The organism is Microbacterium sp. JC 701, assembly GCF_021026215.1.
Classification (GTDB): domain Bacteria; phylum Actinomycetota; class Actinomycetes; order Actinomycetales; family Microbacteriaceae; genus Microbacterium; species Microbacterium algihabitans.
Genome location: NZ_JAJNCV010000001.1, coordinates 861,015 through 881,348 on the forward strand (window position 1 = coordinate 861,015; position 20,334 = coordinate 881,348).

Consider the following 20,334-nt stretch of genomic DNA (forward strand, 5'->3'; position numbering starts at 1 on the left):
TCGTCAGGCGCACTCGGCGTCGACGACTTCGCGCACGCGGTCGAGGAAGGCGGCGACCTGGTCGGCCAGCGCGTCGGGAAGGTCGAGGGCGAACTCGCGGATGCGCGCCGTGACCGGGTCGATCGCGTCGGCGTCGGTGTCGCGATCGAAGGGGAGCACGAACTTGCTCCGGCGATCGGCGGGATTCGCGGCGAAGGTGATGAGGCCTCCCGCGTGCAGACGATCGAGCATGCCCGTCACCGACGCCGTCGATACGGCGAGCGACTGAGCGATCTCGGTCGGCGTGACCGACAGGCCCGCGTCGGCCCGCTCGAGGATCAGGCGCATCGCGGCTCGAGCGTTCTCGCTGGGTCCGCAGTCTGTCTGGCGGCGTCGCGCGAGGCGCGCCTCCGCGAGACGCAGTCGCTCCACGGCGCGTGCGGCTGTGGTCGCGTGGTCCTCAGCAGTGTCGAACGTCATAGGTCTCCTCGGGGCTCCGGCCACCCGGGGCCAGTCTAGTTAGGTCGTCGAGATACACGACAGGCGATGCATTCCGGTTCGAGTCCGACAACGCGATGGATCCCCGTCGTTTCCCTTCTCTTCCCTTGCGATAGTTAGGCAATCTAGTAAAATAACGAGGGCCGAATCTCCTGGAAGGAGACGCTCATGGGCTTCTTGTATTACGGTTCCTCCGCGAGCCCGATCAGCATTCCCGATCGGGTTCTCGCGCACGTGAAGGTCGTGATCGCGACGAAGCTCCGACGCGGCGAGAGCTTCACGATGTCGTGGCGGCACCCGTCGGGCGAAGAGACCGGACGCAGCACGATCTGGATCCAGCCGTCGATCCCGCTTCGTTTCGTCTTCGGGGCGGTCGAGCCCGAGATGCTCGATCCGCAGTTGTTGCAGACCTACGCGAACTCGGCCAACTCCTCGAGTGGCCTGACCCTCGACATCGAATCGCACGACGTCCCCGTCGCCGAGCGGTCCCGCTGAACCGACTCGACCCGGTCAGACGGTGCCCGTGGCGTGACGGTGAGCGATCGCCGACATCCACTGCAGGCCCGGGCACGGAGGCGCGGATCGTCCGCGCATCCGCTCCCACGCCTCGACGTAGATCCCCTCGAGCAGGGCGTCGGCCCGCTGCGCCAGGCCGGTGAGGGCCAGCAGAGTCGCGTACACGCGCGGCGAGGTCGCATCGTAGAAGGCGACGAACGCGTCGCAGTCTCCGGAGGCCGCGCGCACCAGGAGGGCATCCAGATCGGGATCGCGGGTCGCTGCGGATGCGACATCGGTCATGGTCACGGGCACCTCCTTCGTGTGTGAACCAAGTCAACTCGCGGGCGCGGCCGGCGGCCTGGGGTTGCGCAATACGTACGGGTGTCGTAGCGGTCATCGGCCGATGTCGTGTGTCGGTGCGGAGGCCGCCGTCAAGCCCGCCGGGGTGGCCCTGGAACGTCATAACGTGGGGGTCATGAGAACTCCGGTGCGGTGGGCCCTCGCCCTGGCCATGATGTTCGCCGGTGTCGCGCACCTGACCTTCGCGCGGCGCGATTTCCAGGCGCAGGTGCCCGATGCCCTGGTCGAGAAGCTCCCTCTGGATCGGGACGCCGTGGTCGTGGCATCCGGTGTCGTCGAGGCGGCGTTCGGTCTCGCGCTCGTGGCGTTGCCCAAGGAGCGTCGGCGGATCGGAGCGGCGCTGGCTGCCTTCTTCGTGGCGATCTTCCCCGGCAACATCGATCAGTGGCGCAAGGGACGTTCGGCCTTCGGGCTCGACACCGACCAGAAGCGATTCGGACGCCTTTTCTTCCAACCTCTCCTCGTTGCCGCCGCCTGGTGGTCGACGCGCTGAGCGCGCCATGACGGACGTCGTCAGTCTCGAGCTCGTCTTCGACGACGACACGGATGCCGCGGTGCGCAGCGAGTGGAAGGCCTTGGCCGACGCCGGTCTGCCCAGCCAGGCCCAGCACAAGGGCGAGAGCAACCGGCCGCACACGACGCTGCTCGTACGGTCCGCGCTCCGCGACATCGCGGCGTCGGAGCTCGACAGGGCGCTCCCGGTGGCTCTCACCCTCGGCGCGCCGCTCCTGTTCGGCGCGGGGCGCACGCGTGTGATCGCGCGATCGGTCGTTCCGACCATGGACGTGCTCGCCCTCCATTCCCGCGTCCACGAGCTCGCGGGCCCCGGCGACGACGTCGACCACACGCGTCCCGGTGCCTGGACGGCCCACGTGACGCTGGCCCGTCGGGTGCCGCTCGACCGGGTGGGCGACGCGCTGGAGGTGCTCGCCGCGGCGGGCGGCGCCGATCTCGCGGCCCGAGCCGTCGGCATCCGGAGGTGGGATGCCGCTACGCGGACGGTGTCGTCCATCGCCGGACGTGGCACGCTGTAACCGTGCTGACCGACGACGCCCTCGCCTTCATGAGCGAGTACCACCTGGCCACCCTTTCCACCGTGGGCCGCTCCGGCCGTGTGCACTCGGTGCCCGTCGGCTTCACCTACGAGGACGGCGTGGTCCGTGTGATCGGCTCGCGCGGGACCCAGAAATTCGTCAATGCCGCCCGCAGTGGTCGCGCATCGATCTGCTCGGTGGACCGGGGCAGCTGGATCAGCTTCGAGGGCCCCGCCCGGGTTACCGACGACGCCGACGCGGTGGCGCACGCCGTCGACCTGTACGCCGCCCGCTACCGCCAGCCCCGCGTGAACCCCGAGCGCGTGGTCCTCGAGCTGACCGTCGAGCGGGTTCTGGGCTCTCCGTCCTTCCGCGCCTGAGGGGGTCGTCGGCGCGCGGAGCCCCGGCGGCAGACACACCGCGCACATCTCGGCGAAGCGGCGGGGCAGCTGATCGGTGTCCTCGATGTCGATGACGTGCTCGCCCTAGACGCCGGGGCAAGCGGGGCACTCCTCGAAGGCGGACACGGTGCCACGCCTCCGATGACCTGACCGCTCAGGGGCCGGCGCCGGCAGTCCGCGCATGCTCCGGAGCCGGGGCAAGCCACGACACGTGGCCCTCGCGTCGGTCCTCGTCGTCGAAGAGGTGGCCGACGCGCTTGTAGTAGTGCAGCAGGATGGCGCGATCGAGGACGCGCAACTCCAGGCTCCGGGCCAGCTCCGCCTCCAGCGAAGCGGCATCCGACAGGTCTCGGAGCCACACGATGACGTAGAGGTTCGATGCCCCGCCCGCGAGGGCGGCGCACATGCGCGTCATCGGCATGTTCGCGATCTGCAGCGCCGTCGCCTCGAGCCGTGCCGCGGGGACCACGAGCCAAAGGGCCAGAGCGTGCGGCCACATCCTCTGTTCGAGCGACACGTCGATGCGCTGCTGGATCCATCCCGTGCCGAGCAGCCGCCGCACCACGCGACGCGCGTGAGCCTCGGAGCTGCCAAGCCTGGCCGCGATCGCCTGCGGCGACGCGCGACCGTCGCGCTCCAGTTCGTCGAGCACCGCATGCCACTGCGCGGTCGGCGCGATCGGCTCGTCATCGGGGACCGAGGGCAGAGCAACCGCCTGCGGGGGACCGACCGCGCGCCAGCGCGAACCTTCGGAGAACATGCGGGTCACCACGGTCGAGCGCACGCCGATGACCGCCTCGTGCGACCCCAACCACGACTGGATGAGCCGGCGGAAGCGCGCCATGTCCTCCGCGAGGATCGTCAGGACGAGATCGCGGTCGCCCGTCATGCCGGTGACGGAGATGACCTTCGGATGCATGCGCAGCACGGCGGCGACGGCGTCGACGCTGCCCGGTCGGCAGCGTACCTCGGTCAGCCCGAAGAGCATGCCCGCGCCGGAACCCACGTACGTCGTCGCCCATGCGGCCCCCGACTCGACGATCGCCGCCCAACGCCGTCGGGCGGTCGGGGCGCTGACGCCGACGGCGCGGCCGATCGACGCCCACGAGGCGCGTGGCGCGTCCTGCAGAGCGGCGACGAGCGCGAGGTCCGAATCCGACAGGTCGTGCGGGTGGGGCGACGACTCGATGCGCATAACCGACATCTTGGCATCCGTGGGAGTCGGAATCGAACATCCGCCACTGGTTGTGACACGCGATCGGCAAGATGCCAGGCACAGTCTTTCCGACCGCCACGTCGAACAACACGGAGCCCCCCCATGTCGACCGACACCACCCCCGCACTGACCCTCGCCGACGCCACAGGCCTCGGCGGCCGCATCCTGCGCGGGATCGAACGCGTGGGCAACAAGCTGCCCCACCCCTTCTACCTCTTCCTCCTCATCGCCGGCCTCGTGGCCGTCGCTTCGGCGATCGCCACCCTGCTCGGGGCGGCCACGATCGACCCCGCCACGGGCGAGACGATCCCCATCCGCAGCATCCTGTCGGGCGAAGGCGTCGTCTACGCGCTCACGACCGCGATCCAGAACTTCGTCACGTTCCCCCCGCTCGGCCTCATCGTCACCGTCATGCTCGGCATCGGCGTCGCCGAGCGGCTCGGACTGCTGAAAGCCGCGATGCGCGGCGCCGTGCTCGCGGCGCCCGGCTGGGCGGTGACGTTCGTGGTCGTGCTCGTCAGCCTCATGGGCAACCTGGCGTCCGACTCGGCGATGGTGATTCTGCCGCCCCTCGCCGCAGCAGCGTTCCTCGCCGCCGGTCGGCACCCGCTCGCCGGCTTCGCGGCCTCGTACGCCGCGGTCGTCGCCGGGTTCAGTGCCAACGTCGTCCCCGCGGGCACGGACGTTCTGCTGTCGGGCATCACGACGAGCGCCGCGCAGATCGTCGATCCCGGGGCGTCGGTGTCACCGCTCGCCAACTACTTCTTCATGGCCACCTCGACCCTCCTCCTCGCCGTCGTCATCACGGTCGTCTGCCAGCGTTACGTCGAACCGCGTCTCACCCCCTACGAGGGGGGCCTTGCCGACGAAGACGCGTCCAAGCCGCTCGAGGCGATCGAGCGCCGCGGACTGCGGGTGGCCGGAATCGCCGTCGCCGCCTACCTCGCCATCGTCGCGACGGTCGTCGCCGTGCCCGGGTCGCCTCTGCAGGGCGAAGGAGGGCAGATCCTCCGATCGCCCTTCATGACGGCGCTGCCGATCTTCATCCTCTTCCTCTTCCTCGTCTCGGGCATCGCATACGGACTCGGTGCCCGCACCCTCACCTCGGCGCGACAGGTACCCGAGCACATGACGGCAGCGGTGAAGGACCTCGTTCCCTTCATCGTCGTGATCTTCACGGCCGCGCAGGCGATCGCGTGGTTCAACTGGTCTCAGCTCGGCCTGCTGCTCGCGACATCGGGGGCCGAGGCGATGAAGGCGACCGGGCTCGGCGGGCTCGGCGGACTGGTGCTCTTCAGCCTGTTCTGCACGATCCCGGCGTTGCTGCTGGCGAGCGGTTCGGCGTTGTGGACCCTGCTCGCGCCGATCTTCGTGCCGATGTTCATGCTCGCGGGCATCGACCCCGCGTACGTCCAGGCCGCCTTCCGCATCACCGACTCCGCGACCAACCCGCTCGTGCCGATGAACCCGATGCTGCCCGTCGTCCTCGGTCTGCTGCAGCGGTGGCAGCCGAAAGCCGGACTCGGAACCCTCTTCAGCCTCGTCATCCCCTTCACCCTCGTGATCTGGGGCGTCTGGCTCCTGCAGTTCATCGTCTGGGGTCTGCTCGGCCTGCCGGTCGGCCCCGGCCACGGCCTCGAGCTGCAGTGACCGTCATCGCCTCTCCATCCGCCCGCCGAGACCCCCAGGAGGTCCACCCCATGTCCACCCTCACCGCGCGTTCCACCGCCGCAGCGAGCATCGACGCGATGCCGACCACGATCACCGAGCTGCGTCCCTTCCTCGAGCGCAGGCTCGCAACGCTCGTCGACGTCGCCGCAGACCTGCACGCGCATCCCGAGATCCGCTTCACGGAGACGCACGCCGCCGCGCGCCTGACGGCCGAACTCGAGCTGGCGGGCTTCGCAATCGAGCGCGGTTTCGCCGGCCTCGAGACGGCGTTCGTGGCGCGCTGGTCGACGACGGATGCCGACGCCCCGACCATCGCGATCTTCTGCGAGTACGACGCCCTCGAGGAGATCGGTCACGCGTGCGGGCACAACATCATCGCCGCCTGCGGTCTCGGCGCGGGTCTTCTCGTCAAGGACGCGTTGGAGGCGTCGCCGGTGCCCGCGAATCTCGTCGTCATCGGCAGCCCGGGCGAAGAGGGCGCCGCCGGCAAGGTGCCCATGATCGAGGGCGGTGTGCTCGACGGCGTCGACCTGGCGATGATGGTGCACCCGTCGGGGACCGATGCCGTACGCGGCTCGTCGCTGTCGCGCGTCGCCCTCGACATCGACTTCCACGGAAAGGCGGCGCATGCGGCGGCGGCGCCCGAACTCGGTCGAAACGCCCTCGACGGCGCGACGCTGGCGCTGACGGCCATCGGGATGCTCCGACAGCAGATGACCGATGACGTCCGCATCCACGCGATCATCACGAACGGAGGGCAAGCGCCGAACATCATCCCCGAGCGCGCGAGTCTGCGGATCTTCGTGCGGGCGGCAGATCGCGACCATCTGCTCTCGAACGTCGTACCGCGCGTGCGGGACTGCTTCGAGGGTGCGGCGATCGCAACCGGCACGACGGTGGAGATCGCGGAGAACACGCCACCCTATTTCTCGTTGCGGTCCAACCCGACGCTCGTCGACGTCGCCGAGGCCGCCTACAGCGTGCTCGGGCGCGATCTCGAGCCCGACCCCACCGTCGCGGGCTCCACGGACATGGGCAACGTCAGCCATGTCGTCCCGTCGATCCACCCGATGATCTGCCTCGCCCGCGACGTGGCTCCGCACACCCGGGAGTTCGCCGCGGCCGCCGGTTCGGCCGAGCTCGCTCCGCCCACGATCGCCGACGGAGCGCTCATGCTCGCCGCGACGGCGCTCTCCGCGTTCCGTGAACCGAGCGTGGTCGCCGACGCCAAGGCGACCTTCGCGCGGGACTGAGCTCGTCCGGCCCCGCGCCCCTGCGACGCCGAACGCATCCGCCGGCGGCGGGGGAGACCCTGCCGCCGGTCGGACGTGGGTCCGTCGAAGCGGGGCTCCTGCGATACTCGACCCGATGTCCCGCCTTCCTCGATCCCTCGCGCTGCTCAGCGCCGGCCTGATGCTCTCCGCATGCGCCCCCGGTGTCGCGTCGACCGCGTCGACGGCGCTTCCCGCGGCGGACGAGCCGTGCGCGCCCGGGGCGGTGCAGGTCGGTGCCGACGCCGACGCCCTGCAGCGCGCTCTGGATGACGCGAAGCCCGGCGCCGTCCTGCAGCTGGCCGATGCGACCTACACGGGGCGGTTCCGCGCCACCGCCTCAGGGACCACCGATCAGCCCATCGTCCTGTGCGGCGTCGCCGGCAGCGTGATCGACGCGGGCGGTGTCGATCACGGGTATGCGCTGCACCTCGACGGAGCGTCGCACTGGGACGTTCGCGACCTGGAGGTGCGCGGTGGGCAGAAGGGCGTCGTCCTCGACGGCGTCTCGCACACGATGTTGTCCGGCCTGCGCATCTCCCACGTCGGCCAGGAAGGGCTCCACCTGCGTGCGGCGAGCAGCGACAATCTCGTACGCGCGATCACGGTCGAGCAGACCGGGTTGACCGACCCCGAATTCGGGGAGGGGATCTACGTGGGATCGGCCGAGTCGAACTGGTGCCGCTACAGCGCGTGTCAGCCCGACCGCAGTGATCGGAACGTCTTCGAGCAGCTCGTCGTCGCGGACACCACCGCGGAGGCCGTCGACGTGAAGGAGGGCACCAGCGACGGCATCATCCGGGCGTCCACGCTCGCCACCGCGTCCGGGGCGAGCGTCGACAGCGCGATCGACCTGAAGGGCTCCGGGTGGCGGCTCGAGGGCAGCACCGTGACCGGCCCCGTCGACGCCGTCTCGGTGCACGTCATCGTCGCGCCGTGGGGGGAGCGCAACACCGTCAGCGGCTCGGACCTGCGGGCGGCGGCGGCCGGCGTCGGCGTGCGGCTGGTGGGCGCGGCGCAGAGGGCGGGCAACGTCGTCGCGTGTGACAACACCGTGTCGGCGGGTATCGAGCTCGTTACCGGTCGCTGTACCTGACGACACGGCGGCACCGGACGCGCTATCGTTCACTGTCTCCCCTGGCGCAGCCGACGGCATTGGCCGTCAGGAGGGGACACGGTGCACGACGGCTCATTCGCTGAGCAGCTCATGTGGGTGCTGCCCTTCGGCTACCTCGGGATCGTCTCGTGGGGCTTCTGGCTGGTGCGCAAGATCCTCGCCGCCACCGCCCGTCCCGTGCGAAACGCGTTCCGCACGACCACGACCGTCGTCGTCCCGTCGTTCCACGAAGACCCCGACGTCCTCGTCCGATGCCTTCGCACCTGGGTACGGCAGGGGCCCTCGCGCATCATCATCGTGCTCGACCTCGCCGACATCGAGGCCCAACGGCGCATCGAGGCCCTCGGCATCCCGGGCGTCGACGTCGTCATGTTCCAGCACCGGGGCAAGCGGTCGGCCCTCGGCGTCGGCATTCGGATGGTCGACACCGAACTCATCGTGTTCGTCGACTCCGACACCGCGTGGGACGACGGCATGCTCGCCGCCGTGCAGATGCCCTTCATCGATCCCGCGGTCGGCGCCGTCAGCACCCGGCAGAACGTCTACCTTCCGCGATCGAGCGTGTGGCGCCGCGTCGCGGACTGGATCATCGACCTGCGCTACACCGACTACGCCCCCGCGATGGGGCGGTTTGGGGGGATCATCTGCGCCTCGGGTCGTACCGCCGCGTACCGACGCACCGTGATCCAGCCCCGCGTCGAAGACCTCGAGCACGAGATCTTCTTCGGACGCGAGTGCGTGGCCGGAGACGACGGCCGGATGACGTGGCTCGTGCTGTCGCAGGGGTTCCGCGTCGCGCATCAGGACAGTGCGCGGGCACTGTCGATGTTCCCCGGCACGTTCCGGGCGTTCGTGAAGCAGCGGGTGCGATGGAGCCGGAACTCCTACCGCTGCTATCTCACGGCGATCCGGCGCGGGTGGGTGTTCAAGGTGCCGCTGATCTCGCAGATCACGATGATGCAGATCCTGCTCACCCCGTTCACGATGTTCGTCGCGCTCGGTTACATCGCGCTCTCCGTGCGGTCCTCCCACCCCTGGCTCGCCCTCGGGCTGGCCGTGCTGTGGTTGTTCGTCGGTCGCGGCATCCGCGGCATGTCGCATCTGTGGCGGCGGCCCGAGGACATCGTGCTGCTCCCGCTCGTCACCCTCGTGATCATCCTCGTGGCGCTGCCCATCAAGGTCTACGCGCTGTTCACGATGAACAAGCAGGGGTGGCTGACGCGATCGGCGGATGCCACGGGCGGCGAGGGCCAGACCGAGGCGAGCCTCGGGGGCGAGGGGCAGTCGGCGGCGAGCGTCGGCCTGTCGGGCGCGGATGCGCACGCTGCGGCGGCGACCGGTGAGGTGAGCCGTGGATGACGATGGCGCGCTGACGGCGGAGGAGCGCGGCGACGCCCGGCCCGGCATCCGCGGCCCGGTTCGAGTGGCCATGGTGGTCGCCGTCGTGGTGCTGGTCGTGGGGGTCGTGCTGACGGGCAACTTCGTGCACACCGGCACGTTCCTGCCGTGGGTGGACGCGGCCGCGCAGTCCGACACGCCCCTCGTCGCGCCGTCTCCGTCGGGCTCGGCGGGTTCCGACGGTTCGGACACGCCGAAGACGCCGGCCGAGAGGGTCGCGGCGGAGGACGCGCGGCTCTCCGCGGTTGCGGCGCTGCCCACGGGCGATCCCGCTCTGCTGGACACCTGGAACACCGTGGTGCTTGCTCCTCGCAACGGTCAGCAGACGGGGTACCTCTTCGGCGACCTCGTGGCCCTGGGGGCCGTGCGGGTCGACGACGGCACGACCGCGACCCTCGTCCGCAACGTCGTCATCCGGGCGGGTGCCGAACTCGACCTGTATCCGAGCGCAGCTCAGGGCACGGACACCCTGCGCCTGCTCAGCACGGCGGACACCACCACGAGCATCGTGGGCTGGGGCGGCATCCTCGCGATCGGCGGAACAGCCGACCACCCCGTCACGGTGACCAGCTGGGACGACACGCTGGCCGCCCCCGACACCGATCAGAGTGACGGGCGCGCCTACATCCGTGTGCGCGACGGCATCCTGGGTCTGGTGTCGACACGCCTCTCTGATCTCGGCTTCTGGAGCGGTCGCACGGGTGGGGTCTCGGTGACGGGGAGCGGCAGCGGGTCGATCGCCGCGTTGCAGGACGTCACGACGACGGGACTGCACTACGGGTTCTTCGGATCCGACACCACCGGCATCACGATCACGGATTCCCGCTTCGACGATTCGACGCTGACCGGCGTGGAGGTCACGAACGGCGCGAGCGACACGACCATCGAGAAGACGAGCATCACCGGTTCCGGCGGCGACGGGATCGCCGTCTCGCGGCAGTCGAGCGCCGTCACTCTCGACGACGTCACGGTCGAGGGATCGGCCGGGTGGGGTGTCCGGGTCGACGGAGCCGCGCTCGCTGACGGACCGACGACCGGCGGCTACGGTCTCACCCCCTCCCAGGGGCTCACGCTCACCGAGTGCCGCATCTCGGGCAATCGCGAGGGCGGTCTGCGGGTCATCTCGACCGACGACACCGAGATCCGGCGCACCACGGTCGACGAGACGCGCACGGCCGTCCTCGTCGAGGGGCCCTCGACCGGGCTGACCGTCGCCAACGCCGATCTATCGTCCGCAGATCTGCGCGGTCTCGACATCTCGGGCGACATCACGGATGCCACGGTGTCCGACTCGCGCCTGGTGGGCCGCCGCATCGCGCTGGAGTTGACGCGCGCGGCCGTCATCGTGAGCGGAAACGACATGACCGTGGCATCCGGATACGCGGTCGAACTGGCTGACGGAGCCCGCGCCGACATCACCGGCAACGTGCTGCGCGGCGTCGGTCAGGACGCGGTCGCCCTGTGGTCGGGGGCGCGCACCATGCAGGCAGACAACGATCAGTCCGCCTGGACGTTCCAGTGGGCCTGGGTCGGGTGGATGAACGAGCATCCGATGATGTGGATGTGGGCCCTCGTGCTGCTGGTCCCCGCGATCGGCGTGCCCGTGCTGTGGCGTCGCCGTCGCGAGCATCAGCGTCTGCGCGACCTGCTGCGTGAGGCACTGCTGCGCCATGGTGAGGAGCAGATGGCCGCTTACCCGGGAGGCGTCGTCGAAGCGCCACGCCCGGTCGACGAGCAGCCGGCGGAAGCGACCGCTCCGGTGCTCGTCGGATCGCCGTCATCGACGAGCACGCGCGGAGCGGGACCGCGGATGCCGCGGGGTCCGGGGTCGTGGACGCCGGGGGAGCGGTTCGCGACGTCGGAGCCGGTTGCGACCCCGCGTGGTGGGGTCCGTCCGGGGCGCGTGCGGCCCCGATCCTTCGCCGATCTGCGGACGGGGCCCCTGGAGGGGCGCACGTTCGCTTCGCTCCAGGACTTCGCCGTCGCGGCGGTGCGGGAGGGCGGTTACTCCGTCACCACCATTGCGCGCCTGTTCCGGATACAGCATTGGCGTCTGCAACAGTGGGTCGACGAGGCCGATCGCGCCTCGCGTGAGACGGGAGTGAGCGCGTGAACGACGCACCGGAGGCGGATCGCCTCGACGAAGTCCTGCACACCTTGGCTGCCCGCGTGCGCCGCATGCGCGAGGAACGCGATCTGTCGATCACGGCCCTGTCGTTCGAAGCGGGGCTGTCGGAGTCGCGGGTGCGCGCACTCGAAGCCGGTCGGACGACGGCCTCGTTGGCGACCCTGGTCGCCCTGGCCGAGACCTTCGAGGTCGACGTCGCCGAGCTCTTCGCCGACCCGGTACGCGCGGCTGCACCGGTCGAGCCCGCGAGCGCCTACGTCGTTCCCAGCGAGGTCATCTGGGGCGGCGAGCTCCCGCCCGCGCCGTGGATGCCCGAGGCTGCAGCCGCTCCGGCGCCGAGCCCCTATGTCGTGCCCAGCGAGGTCGTGTGGGGAGGCGATCTTCCGCCCGCGGCCTGGACGACCGCGGTGGCCGCACCGACGATGCCGGAGGCGACCTCGGGTGCACGCCCCGCGCCACCGGCGGTGACCCCGACCGAGACGACGTGGGGAGGCTCACTCCCGGACGCCCCCTGGGTAGCGCCGGTACCGGCACCGCCCGTGGCCTCCGTCAGCGTCCCCGTGTCGAGCCGGGTACCCGCCGGCGTGAGCAGGGACATCGCCTCGAACGCCACGTCCGCCGCGGAATCGGTGCACCGCCGTGCGGCCGCCCACGGGGTCGAACACATGTCGCCGTACGTCTTGGTGGTGCAGGGGCAGACCCCGCCCCGCCAGCCGCGGACGTTCGCCGACCTCCGCGAGGGAGTGCTCGCGGGTCGGGAGTTCCGCTCGCTCCGCGAGTTCGCGATCGCCGCGGTGGCCGAGGCGAACCATTCCCCCGTCGCCGTGGCACGGGTTTTCCGTCTCCCGGTGTGGCGCCTCGAGGAGTGGGTGCGCGAGGCGGGATACGTCGCAACCCGCTGAGGCGGATCCCGGATGCCGCCGGGGGGACGCACGAGATGCGCGCCCCCGCGACGGGTCGATCCGGGGGATCAAAGGGCGCGGAGCTTCTCCAACAGGGGAGCGGCGACCTCGTCGACGAACCGCTGCTGCTGCGCGTCGCCGACCTGCACGATGGCGATGTCGGTGAAGCCGGCGTCGATGAACGGGCGCACGCTCTCGGCGAGCTCGTCGAGATCGGGGCCGCACGCGATGGAATCGGCGACGTCCTCCGGGCGCACGAACTGCGACGCCCCCGCGAATCCGGCCGGGGTCGGCAGGTCGGAGTTGACGGCCCATCCACCGGCGAACCACCGGAACTGGTCGTGCGCGCGCTCGATCGCGGCTCCCTTGTCCGGGTCCCAACTGATGGGGATCTGCCCGATCTTGCGGGACTCGCCCTCGTGGTGCTCGTCCCAGCCGGCGATGAGGTCGGCTTCGGGTTCGGTGGTGATGAGGTGGTCGCCCAGCGGGGCGAATCGCTTGATGGAGTGCTCGCCCGACACCGCGACGCCGATCGGGACCCCGCCTTCGGGGGCGTCCCAGACGCGAGCGGAGTCGACGCGGAAGTACTCTCCGTCGTACGTCACGAGGTCGCCCGTGTGCAGGGCGCGGATGATCTCGATCGCCTCGACGAGCATGTCCTGGCGCGCGTGCACCGCGGGCCATCCCTCTCCGACCACGTGCTCGTTCAGGTTCTCACCCGAACCGAGGCCGAGCGTGAAGCGCCCGTCGGAGAGCAACTGCAGGGTGGCTGCCTTCTGAGCGACGACGGCCGGGTGATACCGGATCGTCGGGCAGGTGACATAGGTCATGAGTTCGACATCGGTGGTCGCCTGAGCGACCGCGCCGAGAACCGTCCACGCGTACGGGGCGTGCCCCTGGCTGGTGAGCCACGGCGAATAGTGATCGCTGGAGACGAGGAAGTCGTAGCCGGCGCGTTCGGCGCCGACGGCATAGTCAACGAGGGCCTTCGGGCCGCTCTGCTCGGTCATGAGGGTGTAGCCGAATCGCGTCATGCGGCCACGGTAGGTGCGATCTCGAGGGGGATCGCCGGGGTTGCGCCGACACCTCGGATGCGGCAGGGAACGACGACGGGCCCGCGGCGGCTGCCGCGGGCCCGTCGTCGAAGGGTCAGTCCTCGGGGGCGTGGATGACCTTCTCGCCGTCGAAGGTCTCGCGTTCCTTCTTCTTGTCGTCGTTGCGGGTCTTGCGCAGGCTCGCGATCGTGGCGACGGCGACGGTCGCGGCGATGAACAACAGCGAGAACCAGATGGGGATCTCGGGCACCCACAGCAGCGGCTCGCCGCCGTTGATGAAGGGCAGCTCGTTGACGTGCAGGGCGTGGAACACGAGCTTGACGCCGATGAAGGCGAGGATGACAGCGAGGCCCTGAGCGAGGTAGACCAGGCGCTCGAGCAGGCCGCCGATGAGGAAGTACAGCTGACGCAGGCCCATCAGGGCGAAGGCGTTGGCGGTGAAGACGATGTACGCCTCGTTCGTCAGGCCGTAGATCGCGGGGATCGAGTCGACGGCGAAGACGAGGTCGATGAAGCCGATCGCGATGATGACCAGCAGCATCGGGGTGACGAAGCGCTTGCCGTCCTTCTTCACCGTCAGCTTGTCTTCGTTGTACTCCTCGGTGACGGGGAGGACGCGGCGGACGAAGGTCATGAACTTGCCGTTGGCCGGGTCGCTCTCGCCGTGGGCGAAGGCCTGGCGGTAGGCCAGGACCAGCAGCAGGGCACCGAAGATGTAGAAGATCCACGAAAAGTTCTCGATGAGGGCGGCGCCGACGGCGATGAACGCGCCGCGCATGATCAGCGCGATCACGATGCCGACCATCAGCACCTTCTGCTGATACTTCTTCGGCACGGCGAAGCCGGTCATGATGATGAGGAAGACGAAGAGGTTGTCGATCGACAGCGCCTTCTCGGTCAGGTACCCGGCGAAGTACTCACCGCCGTAGGTCCAGCCCGACACGACGCCGATGCCGACGCCGAACAGCAGCGCGAGCCCGATGTAGAAGGCCGACCAGCGGGCGGATTCGCCGATCGTCGGCTCGTGCGGCTTGCGCACGTGCGCGAAGAACTCGAACACGAAGAACGCGATCGTGACCGCGATCGTGACGATCCAGATGAGGGGGGTGACGCCCATGGCGACCTCCAAGGGAAATAGGTGTACGACAAGACACCAAGGTCTCTTCCGCCCCGGTGAGAGGGCCGACGTCCCGGGCTCACGATGGCGTGGTCCGTATTGACGAGATCGTCGCGGTGGGAGTACTCCCCTTGTTGAGAGAGATTGTACGGGATGCCGCTGTGCGCTGCGGGGCTGGACGCTGAGAGTCCCGTCGTGGTAATCAGCTCAGCGCGGGGGGCGGGCCGGCGACGACATCGACCAGCGCCAGCATGTCGGCGGAGTCGAAGTGCTCACGGCTCAGCGCGCGCAGGATCACCGCACCGAGGAGAGCGTCGGCGGCCGCCGCGAGACGCGGGCCCCCGGCGTCGCCCATCGCTCGTGACAAGCGGTCCATCAGCGGCGCGGCCAGGATCTCGGATCGCAGGCGCCGACCGGTTTCGGCGCTGCCGGCGGAGGCGGCGACGAGGGAGCGCAGCAGTCCTTCTCCGTCGGCGCTCGCGCGCAGGGTGAAGATCTCGATCAGCCACGCGGCCAGGTCGGCGCGCGGGTCGCCGGTGTCGGGGATCGCGCGCTGGGGGCCGAGCAGGCGGCCCTCGAGGATCGCTTCGGCGAGCACGTCGCCCTTGCTCGGCCACCAGCGGTAGATCGTCTGCTTTCCCACGCCGGCGCGACGGGCGATTCCCTCGATCGTCAGGTGGTCGTAGCCGCGCTCGGCGAACAGGGCGACGGCCGCGTCGAGGATGGCCAGGCGCGCGGCTTCGCTGCGGATGGGGCCACTGCGCGGAAGTGCCATGACACACATTCTGGACGATGTCGAGCCGAATCGAGACGAGACGGTGCGTGTTATCTTATCCGCACTGGTCGGAGCCGACGGTGCTCCTGCGTGCGCACCGCACGAGAGGAACACCGCATGGCCGAATTTCTGCACCGTCTCGGGACCTTCGCCGCTCGGCGCGCGTGGACGGTCGTCGTGGCCTGGGTGGTCATCCTCGGCGTCGTCGTCGGCGGCTTCCTGATCGGATTCAAGGGGCTGAGCTCGAGCTTCGACATCCCCGGCACGGCATCCGGAGACGTGATCGCCGAACTCGAAGGCGAGCTGCCCGACTTCGCCGGCGCAGCGGGAGCGGTCGTGTTCCGCACCGACAACGGGTCAGCCCTCGACGACGCGCAGAAGAGCGCCATCAGCGCTCTGGTCGCCTCCGCGGGCGACCTCCCCGACGTGGCGCGCGTGACCGATCCGTTCTCGGCGCAGCAGCAGCTCGACGATCAGCGGCAGCAGGTCGCCGACGGGACTCAGCAGCTCGACGCGGCGCGCGCGCAGCTCGCCTCGGGGCAGCAGCAGCTCGACGCCGGCACCGCTCAGCTCGACGCGGGCCAGCAGCAGCTCGACGCGGCTCGTGCGCAGCTCGAGGCGGCGCCCCTGCCCGAGGCGCAGAAGGCCGCGCAGCTGTCGGCGCTCTCCGCGCAGCAGAGCCAGCTCGACCAGCAGCGCGCTGCGCTCGGCGACCAGCAGACGCAGCTGACGGACGGGCAGGCGCAGCTCGAGGCGCAGCAGACCCAGCTCGACCAGGGCTCGGAGCTTCTCGCATTCGCGGATGCCGTGCGACTGGTGTCCGAGGACGGCTCGACGGCCATCGTCAACGTGTCCTTCAGCGAGCCCCGGCTCGAGCTCTCGGAGGAATCGAAGCAGGCGGTCGTCGCCCACTTCACCTCGGACCCGGTCGACGGCGTCGACGTCGCGTTCAACACCGAGATCTCGCAGGGGGTGCCCGAGATCCTCGGCGTCGGCGAGGCGATCGGTGTCGCGGTCGCCGCCATCGTGCTGATCGTCGTGCTGGGCTCGCTGCTGGCGGCGTCCTTCCCGATCATCACGGCGCTCGTGGGTGTGGCCATCGGTGCCATGGCGACCCTGTCGTTCTCGGGTGTCGTGCAGATGGCATCCGTCACCCCCATCCTCGGAGTCATGCTCGGTCTCGCCGTCGGCATCGACTATGCGCTGTTCATCCTCTACCGGCACCGCCGGCAGGTCCTGCAGGGGGCGGACGTCGTCGAGTCGATCGGCCTCGCGAACGGCACCGCGGGCAACGCCGTGGTCTTCGCCGGCACGACGGTCATCGTGGCGTTGCTGGCCTTGAACATCACCGGCATTCCGTTCCTGGGGCTGATGGGCACCGCGGGTGCGGTCAGCGTCCTGGTCGCGGTCCTCATCGCGGTCTCGCTCACCCCCGCGCTGCTGGGTCTTGCGGGGCTGCGGATCCTGAGCCGTCGCGCCCGCGCCCGTGTCGCCGCGCTCGGCGCGGCCGAACACCCGCGCCGCGCCGCGCGCACGGGAGTCGCCCCGACGGATGCCGAGGAGCACCCGCGCCGCGCCGCCCGCACCGGTTCGATCCTCACCGCCGGCGCCCCCGTCGCGCCCATGTCGACCGTGCGGGCGATCGTCACGATGCTCGTCGCGACCCTCGCCCTGCTCGTGGTCGCCATCCCCGCGCTGTCGATGCGTCTGGGACTCCCCGACGGCGGCTCGGAGGCGGAGGACTCGACGGCGTACCAGGCCTTCACCTGGACCGAAGAGGCGTTCGGCGCCGGAGCGAACGCTCCTCTGCTGGTCACCGCGGCGCTGCCGGCGGACACGGCCGAAGCCGACGTGCAGGGCATCCAGCTCGACGTCGCCCGCGAGCTCTTCGCTCAAGACGACGTGGTCGCCGTGGCGCCCGTCGCCGTGTCGGAGGACCGCCGTCTCGCCGCTTTCCAGGTGATCCCCGCCGAGGGGCCCAATGCGGTGTCGACCGATCGGCTCGTGCGCGATCTGCGCGCCATCCCGCCGGTCGATGGAGACATCGTGCTCGGGGTGGCCGGGGCCGCGGCCATCAACATCGACATCTCCGAGGGGCTCGCCGACGTCCTGCCCATCTACCTCGTCGTCGTCGTCGGGTTGTCGTTCCTCATCATGGTGGCGGTGTTCCGCTCGCTGCTGGTGCCGCTGATCGCCACCCTCGGATTCGTGCTGTCGCTGTTCGCCACCTACGGCGCGGTGACCGCGGTCTTCCAGTGGGGCTGGCTCGGCGAGGTGCTCGGAGTCCACAACCCCGGCCCGATCCTGAGCTTCCTCCCGGTGATCCTCGTCGGCATCCTGTTCGGGCTCGCGATGGACTACCAGCTCTTCCTCGCCACCGGCATGCGCGAGGCCTGGGCGCACGGCGCCGCTCCCCGGCTCGCGGTCGCGCGGGGCTTCCGGGCCGGACGCACCGTGGTCGCCGCGGCGGCGATCATCATGATCGCGGTGTTCTCCGGCTTCATCGCCTCCGATTCGGTCATCATCAAATCGATGGGGCTCGGGCTCGCCCTGGGCGTGCTGTTCGACGCCTTCATCGTGCGCATGCTGCTGATGCCGGCCATCATGCACGTGCTCGGCGGAGCGGCGTGGTGGCTGCCGAAATGGCTCGACCGCATCGTGCCGAACGTCGACGTGGAGGGCTCGGCGCTCGAGCGCCGGCACCCGTCGCACCACGGCGTCTGAGCATTCTCGGCCGGGGCTGCGCAAGCCCCGGCCGATCCTCTCGCGCGGAGGGGAGGATTCGGGCACGACCCGTACCGAGGAGGACGACGATGACCGATCGCGAAGAGACCCAGGACGCTCCCGTCATGGACGGCGCCACCGACGCCGGTGTGGAGGAGAAGAAGGACGGCGCGCGCGAGCAGCGCGCCGCGGACGCTGCGGTGCAGGACGACGACCCGGCCCAGCAGGACCTGCAGGACGACCTGCGCAGCATCAAGGGCTACGGCGAAGACCGCTGAGCCGGACGACGACCCCCGTCCGGAGCCAGGTGGGGGACAGGCTCGACGAGCGGGAGTCGTCGCGGACGCCGAGATGAGGCGTCATCCGCGCCGGCGATGCCGGGGTCGGGTACAGAAACAGTACGCCCGGCCACCGGACTCGCTGCGGGAATTCAGCCAATCCGAAGGCGGCGCCGAAGGGTTTCGCGCACACGCCAGGTCGAATGACGCAGGCGGTGCCGACGTCGGGCTCGCCGAAGTGTGAGACCCCAGCGCGCGAGCACCGCGTTCTCGTCGTAGGCGCGGGCGCGATCACGCGCACGACGCCGCATGCGTTGCAGCGAGGCGGCGTCGAGGGATGAGGCGGCGACGAGGGCGTCGGCGAGGGCGTCCACGTCACCCGGGGGCACCAGCCACCCCGTGCTGCCGTGAGCGATCAGCTCACGGGGACCGTACGCCACGTCGTACGCGATCGGGAGGCAGCCCGCCGCCATCGCCTCGGCGACCACGAGCGAGAAGGCCTCGGAGCGGCTGGTCAGCAGGAGGAACCCCGTCGACGCGAGGGTGTCTCGAGCCCCGGGCTGGAAGCCGTGGAAGCGCACGCCCTCGCCCGCGCGCTGTTCGAGAGGGAGGCGCGCGGGTCCGTCGCCGTAGACGTCGAGGGTCAGATCGTCGAGGCGGGCGCGGGCGCACGCGACGGCCTCGATCGCATCCTCCACCCGCTTGATGGGTTCGAGACGAGCGATCACCGTCGCACCCGATCGCGGCCGAACGAGGTCGGCCTCGGGGATCGCCACCGGATGCGGAACAGCGGCCAACAGGGGGAGCACCCCCACCTCGCGTCGGACGTCGCCCGCTTGGCGTGCCGTGCAGAACACGACGGCGTCGAACGCGCTCAGGCGGGAGAAGACCTCCGCGCGCGAGGGGCGGATCGAGGTGCCGTCGTCGGTGAGGTGCGAGCCGTGCACCACGTGCAGCACGGTGACGCCGGGTCGTCGGTATCCCGCCGCGAACCGCGCCATCGCCTTGCTGTCGACGAGCAGGAAGGAGGGTTCGCCGGCGGTGAGCCGGTCGAGCCACGCCGCGTAGAGCTCCCGCACCCCCCGCCACGCCGAGCGAGGCGCGCCGGTGGCGTCGCACGTCACGATCACGCGACGCCGGCGTCCGGACGCGTGCGGGACGTCCCGCCGGTCGCTCGCGGCGAGGGTCCCGTCCGGGCGCAGGTGATCGATCTGCGCGACGGCGCCGCGGGCATCGGTGCGGATCCGTCGCACGAGCGTCTCGCCGGAGTACTCGGCATCCGCGTCGCCTCCGAGGGGGGAGAAACCCGCCCCCGCGCCGACGGCCCGACCGCGCAGATCGTTCTCGCGCAGCCAATCCCACAGGTTGGTCAGTCGCACCCCGTCGGTGAGGGCTCCGCGACGAGCGAGCTCGGCGGTCACCGCCACCCGGTCGTCTCGATCGTCGCAGGTGAGGACGTGCACCGCCGTCCTGCCGAGCCCGGCGAACAGCCGCGAGCGTTGGAACAGGGCCGCGGTGAGGCCGCCGTATTCGCGTGGTACGCCCCAGGTCAGAACGAATTGCCGGCCGGCGGGGAGAAGGGAACCGCGCGCCATCACGCGTCGTGGGTGGGGATCTCCCCGGCGGCGATCGCGTCGGCGTAGGTGCGGATGTCGGGGCCGGGCTCGTAGTCGATGAAGCGGTCCTTGATCCGGGCGTTGATCTGCGCGAAGGCCTCGTCCGACGAGATCCCCTCGCTCTCGCGTGCCACGGCGACGACGGCCTCGCGCAGCACCTTGTCGGCGTCGTCGAGGATCTTCTGGCGGGCCGGCTCGTTCCAGCGGATGTCCGAGGTTTCCATGGCGACACCCTACGGCGGCCGCGGCGGGTCGAACGCCGGGGTTGCGTCGCACGGAGGCCTGTGCGGAGCAAC

Annotated in this window: 20 protein-coding genes; 12 read left to right on the forward strand and 8 right to left on the reverse strand. The window is 70.3% G+C overall.

Going from position 1 to position 20,334, the window contains the following annotated elements; all coding sequences use genetic code 11:
• Positions 1-3 precede the first annotated feature (3 nt).
• Positions 4-459 (reverse strand): MarR family transcriptional regulator, encoded by a 456-nt coding sequence (locus tag LPW41_RS04115; protein ID WP_144829659.1) that lies wholly within the window; start codon positions 457-459, stop codon positions 4-6.
• Between the two features lie 186 nt (positions 460-645).
• On the opposite strand from LPW41_RS04115, the gene LPW41_RS04120 reads away from it, so the two are divergent.
• Positions 646-972 carry a hypothetical protein gene (locus LPW41_RS04120; RefSeq protein WP_154096181.1) on the forward strand — a complete coding sequence of 109 codons (327 nt, stop codon included), beginning with the start codon at positions 646-648 and terminating at the stop codon, positions 970-972.
• 15 nt (positions 973-987) lie between these two features.
• Here the strand turns inward: LPW41_RS04120 and LPW41_RS04125 are convergent, their stop codons facing one another.
• Positions 988-1,281, reverse strand: coding sequence for a hypothetical protein (locus tag LPW41_RS04125; protein WP_144829653.1), 294 nt, complete (start codon positions 1,279-1,281; stop codon positions 988-990).
• Positions 1,282-1,450: 169 nt separating this feature from the next.
• Here LPW41_RS04125 and LPW41_RS04130 point away from each other — a divergent pair, with 169 nt between their 5' ends.
• From LPW41_RS04130 to LPW41_RS04140, 3 genes are read left to right on the forward strand one after another with little or no spacing between them, the layout of a single operon-like run.
• Positions 1,451-1,828: a hypothetical protein gene (locus LPW41_RS04130; RefSeq protein WP_144829650.1), complete on the forward strand. Its 378-nt coding sequence runs from the start codon at positions 1,451-1,453 to the stop codon at positions 1,826-1,828.
• 7 nt (positions 1,829-1,835) lie between these two features.
• Positions 1,836-2,369 (forward strand): 2'-5' RNA ligase family protein, encoded by a 534-nt coding sequence (locus tag LPW41_RS04135; RefSeq protein WP_230704171.1) that lies wholly within the window; start codon positions 1,836-1,838, stop codon positions 2,367-2,369.
• Between the two features lie 2 nt (positions 2,370-2,371).
• Positions 2,372-2,749, forward strand: a complete 378-nt coding sequence (locus LPW41_RS04140) for a PPOX class F420-dependent oxidoreductase (protein ID WP_154096179.1) — start codon at positions 2,372-2,374, stop codon at positions 2,747-2,749.
• A gap of 175 nt (positions 2,750-2,924) precedes the next feature.
• On the opposite strand, the gene LPW41_RS04145 is transcribed toward LPW41_RS04140, so the two are convergent.
• Complete coding sequence (locus LPW41_RS04145; protein ID WP_230704172.1) at positions 2,925-3,974, reverse strand: Lrp/AsnC family transcriptional regulator; 1,050 nt, start codon at positions 3,972-3,974, stop codon at positions 2,925-2,927.
• 114 nt (positions 3,975-4,088) lie between these two features.
• On the opposite strand from LPW41_RS04145, the gene LPW41_RS04150 reads away from it, so the two are divergent.
• The 6 genes from LPW41_RS04150 to LPW41_RS04175 all read left to right on the forward strand — a co-directional run bounded on the left by LPW41_RS04150 (position 4,089) and on the right by LPW41_RS04175 (position 12,473).
• Positions 4,089-5,636, forward strand: coding sequence for an AbgT family transporter (locus LPW41_RS04150; RefSeq protein ID WP_230704173.1), 1,548 nt, complete (start codon positions 4,089-4,091; stop codon positions 5,634-5,636).
• A 50-nt stretch (positions 5,637-5,686) separates the two neighbouring features.
• A complete protein-coding gene (locus LPW41_RS04155) occupies positions 5,687-6,910 on the forward strand; it encodes a M20 family metallopeptidase (protein WP_230704174.1) in 1,224 nt (407 codons plus the stop codon).
• A 115-nt stretch (positions 6,911-7,025) separates the two neighbouring features.
• On the forward strand, positions 7,026-8,024 hold the full coding sequence (locus tag LPW41_RS04160; protein WP_230704175.1) for a right-handed parallel beta-helix repeat-containing protein: 999 nt from the start codon (positions 7,026-7,028) through the stop codon (positions 8,022-8,024).
• A gap of 81 nt (positions 8,025-8,105) precedes the next feature.
• A complete protein-coding gene (locus LPW41_RS04165) occupies positions 8,106-9,404 on the forward strand; it encodes a glycosyltransferase (RefSeq protein ID WP_154096177.1) in 1,299 nt (432 codons plus the stop codon).
• A complete protein-coding gene (locus LPW41_RS04170) occupies positions 9,397-11,556 on the forward strand; it encodes a right-handed parallel beta-helix repeat-containing protein (protein ID WP_230704176.1) in 2,160 nt (719 codons plus the stop codon). Before LPW41_RS04165 ends, LPW41_RS04170 begins: the two co-directional genes overlap by 8 nt.
• On the forward strand, positions 11,553-12,473 hold the full coding sequence (locus LPW41_RS04175) for a helix-turn-helix domain-containing protein (protein ID WP_154096175.1): 921 nt from the start codon (positions 11,553-11,555) through the stop codon (positions 12,471-12,473). The genes LPW41_RS04170 and LPW41_RS04175 overlap by 4 nt, the downstream gene beginning before the upstream one ends.
• A 68-nt stretch (positions 12,474-12,541) precedes the next feature.
• Here LPW41_RS04175 and LPW41_RS04180 read toward each other — a convergent pair whose 3' ends face one another.
• From LPW41_RS04180 to LPW41_RS04190, 3 genes are all read right to left on the reverse strand, one after another.
• The gene (locus tag LPW41_RS04180) at positions 12,542-13,507 is read right to left on the reverse strand and encodes an LLM class F420-dependent oxidoreductase (RefSeq protein ID WP_144829621.1); all 966 of its coding nucleotides are present in this window, start codon (positions 13,505-13,507) and stop codon (positions 12,542-12,544) included.
• A gap of 115 nt (positions 13,508-13,622) precedes the next feature.
• Positions 13,623-14,645: a TerC family protein gene (locus tag LPW41_RS04185; protein ID WP_230704177.1), complete on the reverse strand. Its 1,023-nt coding sequence runs from the start codon at positions 14,643-14,645 to the stop codon at positions 13,623-13,625.
• Positions 14,646-14,847: 202 nt separating this feature from the next.
• Positions 14,848-15,420 (reverse strand): TetR/AcrR family transcriptional regulator, encoded by a 573-nt coding sequence (locus tag LPW41_RS04190; RefSeq protein WP_230704178.1) that lies wholly within the window; start codon positions 15,418-15,420, stop codon positions 14,848-14,850.
• Between the two features lie 117 nt (positions 15,421-15,537).
• Here LPW41_RS04190 and LPW41_RS04195 point away from each other — a divergent pair, with 117 nt between their 5' ends.
• Positions 15,538-18,144 (forward strand): MMPL family transporter, encoded by a 2,607-nt coding sequence (locus tag LPW41_RS04195; protein ID WP_230704179.1) that lies wholly within the window; start codon positions 15,538-15,540, stop codon positions 18,142-18,144.
• A gap of 89 nt (positions 18,145-18,233) precedes the next feature.
• Positions 18,234-18,422 (forward strand): hypothetical protein, encoded by a 189-nt coding sequence (locus tag LPW41_RS04200; RefSeq protein ID WP_230704180.1) that lies wholly within the window; start codon positions 18,234-18,236, stop codon positions 18,420-18,422.
• Between the two features lie 152 nt (positions 18,423-18,574).
• Here LPW41_RS04200 and LPW41_RS04205 read toward each other — a convergent pair whose 3' ends face one another.
• Positions 18,575-20,017: a glycosyltransferase gene (locus tag LPW41_RS04205; protein WP_230704181.1), complete on the reverse strand. Its 1,443-nt coding sequence runs from the start codon at positions 20,015-20,017 to the stop codon at positions 18,575-18,577.
• The gene (locus LPW41_RS04210) at positions 20,017-20,262 is read right to left on the reverse strand and encodes a hypothetical protein (RefSeq protein ID WP_144829604.1); all 246 of its coding nucleotides are present in this window, start codon (positions 20,260-20,262) and stop codon (positions 20,017-20,019) included. Before LPW41_RS04210 ends, LPW41_RS04205 begins: the two co-directional genes overlap by 1 nt.
• Positions 20,263-20,334 lie beyond the last annotated feature (72 nt).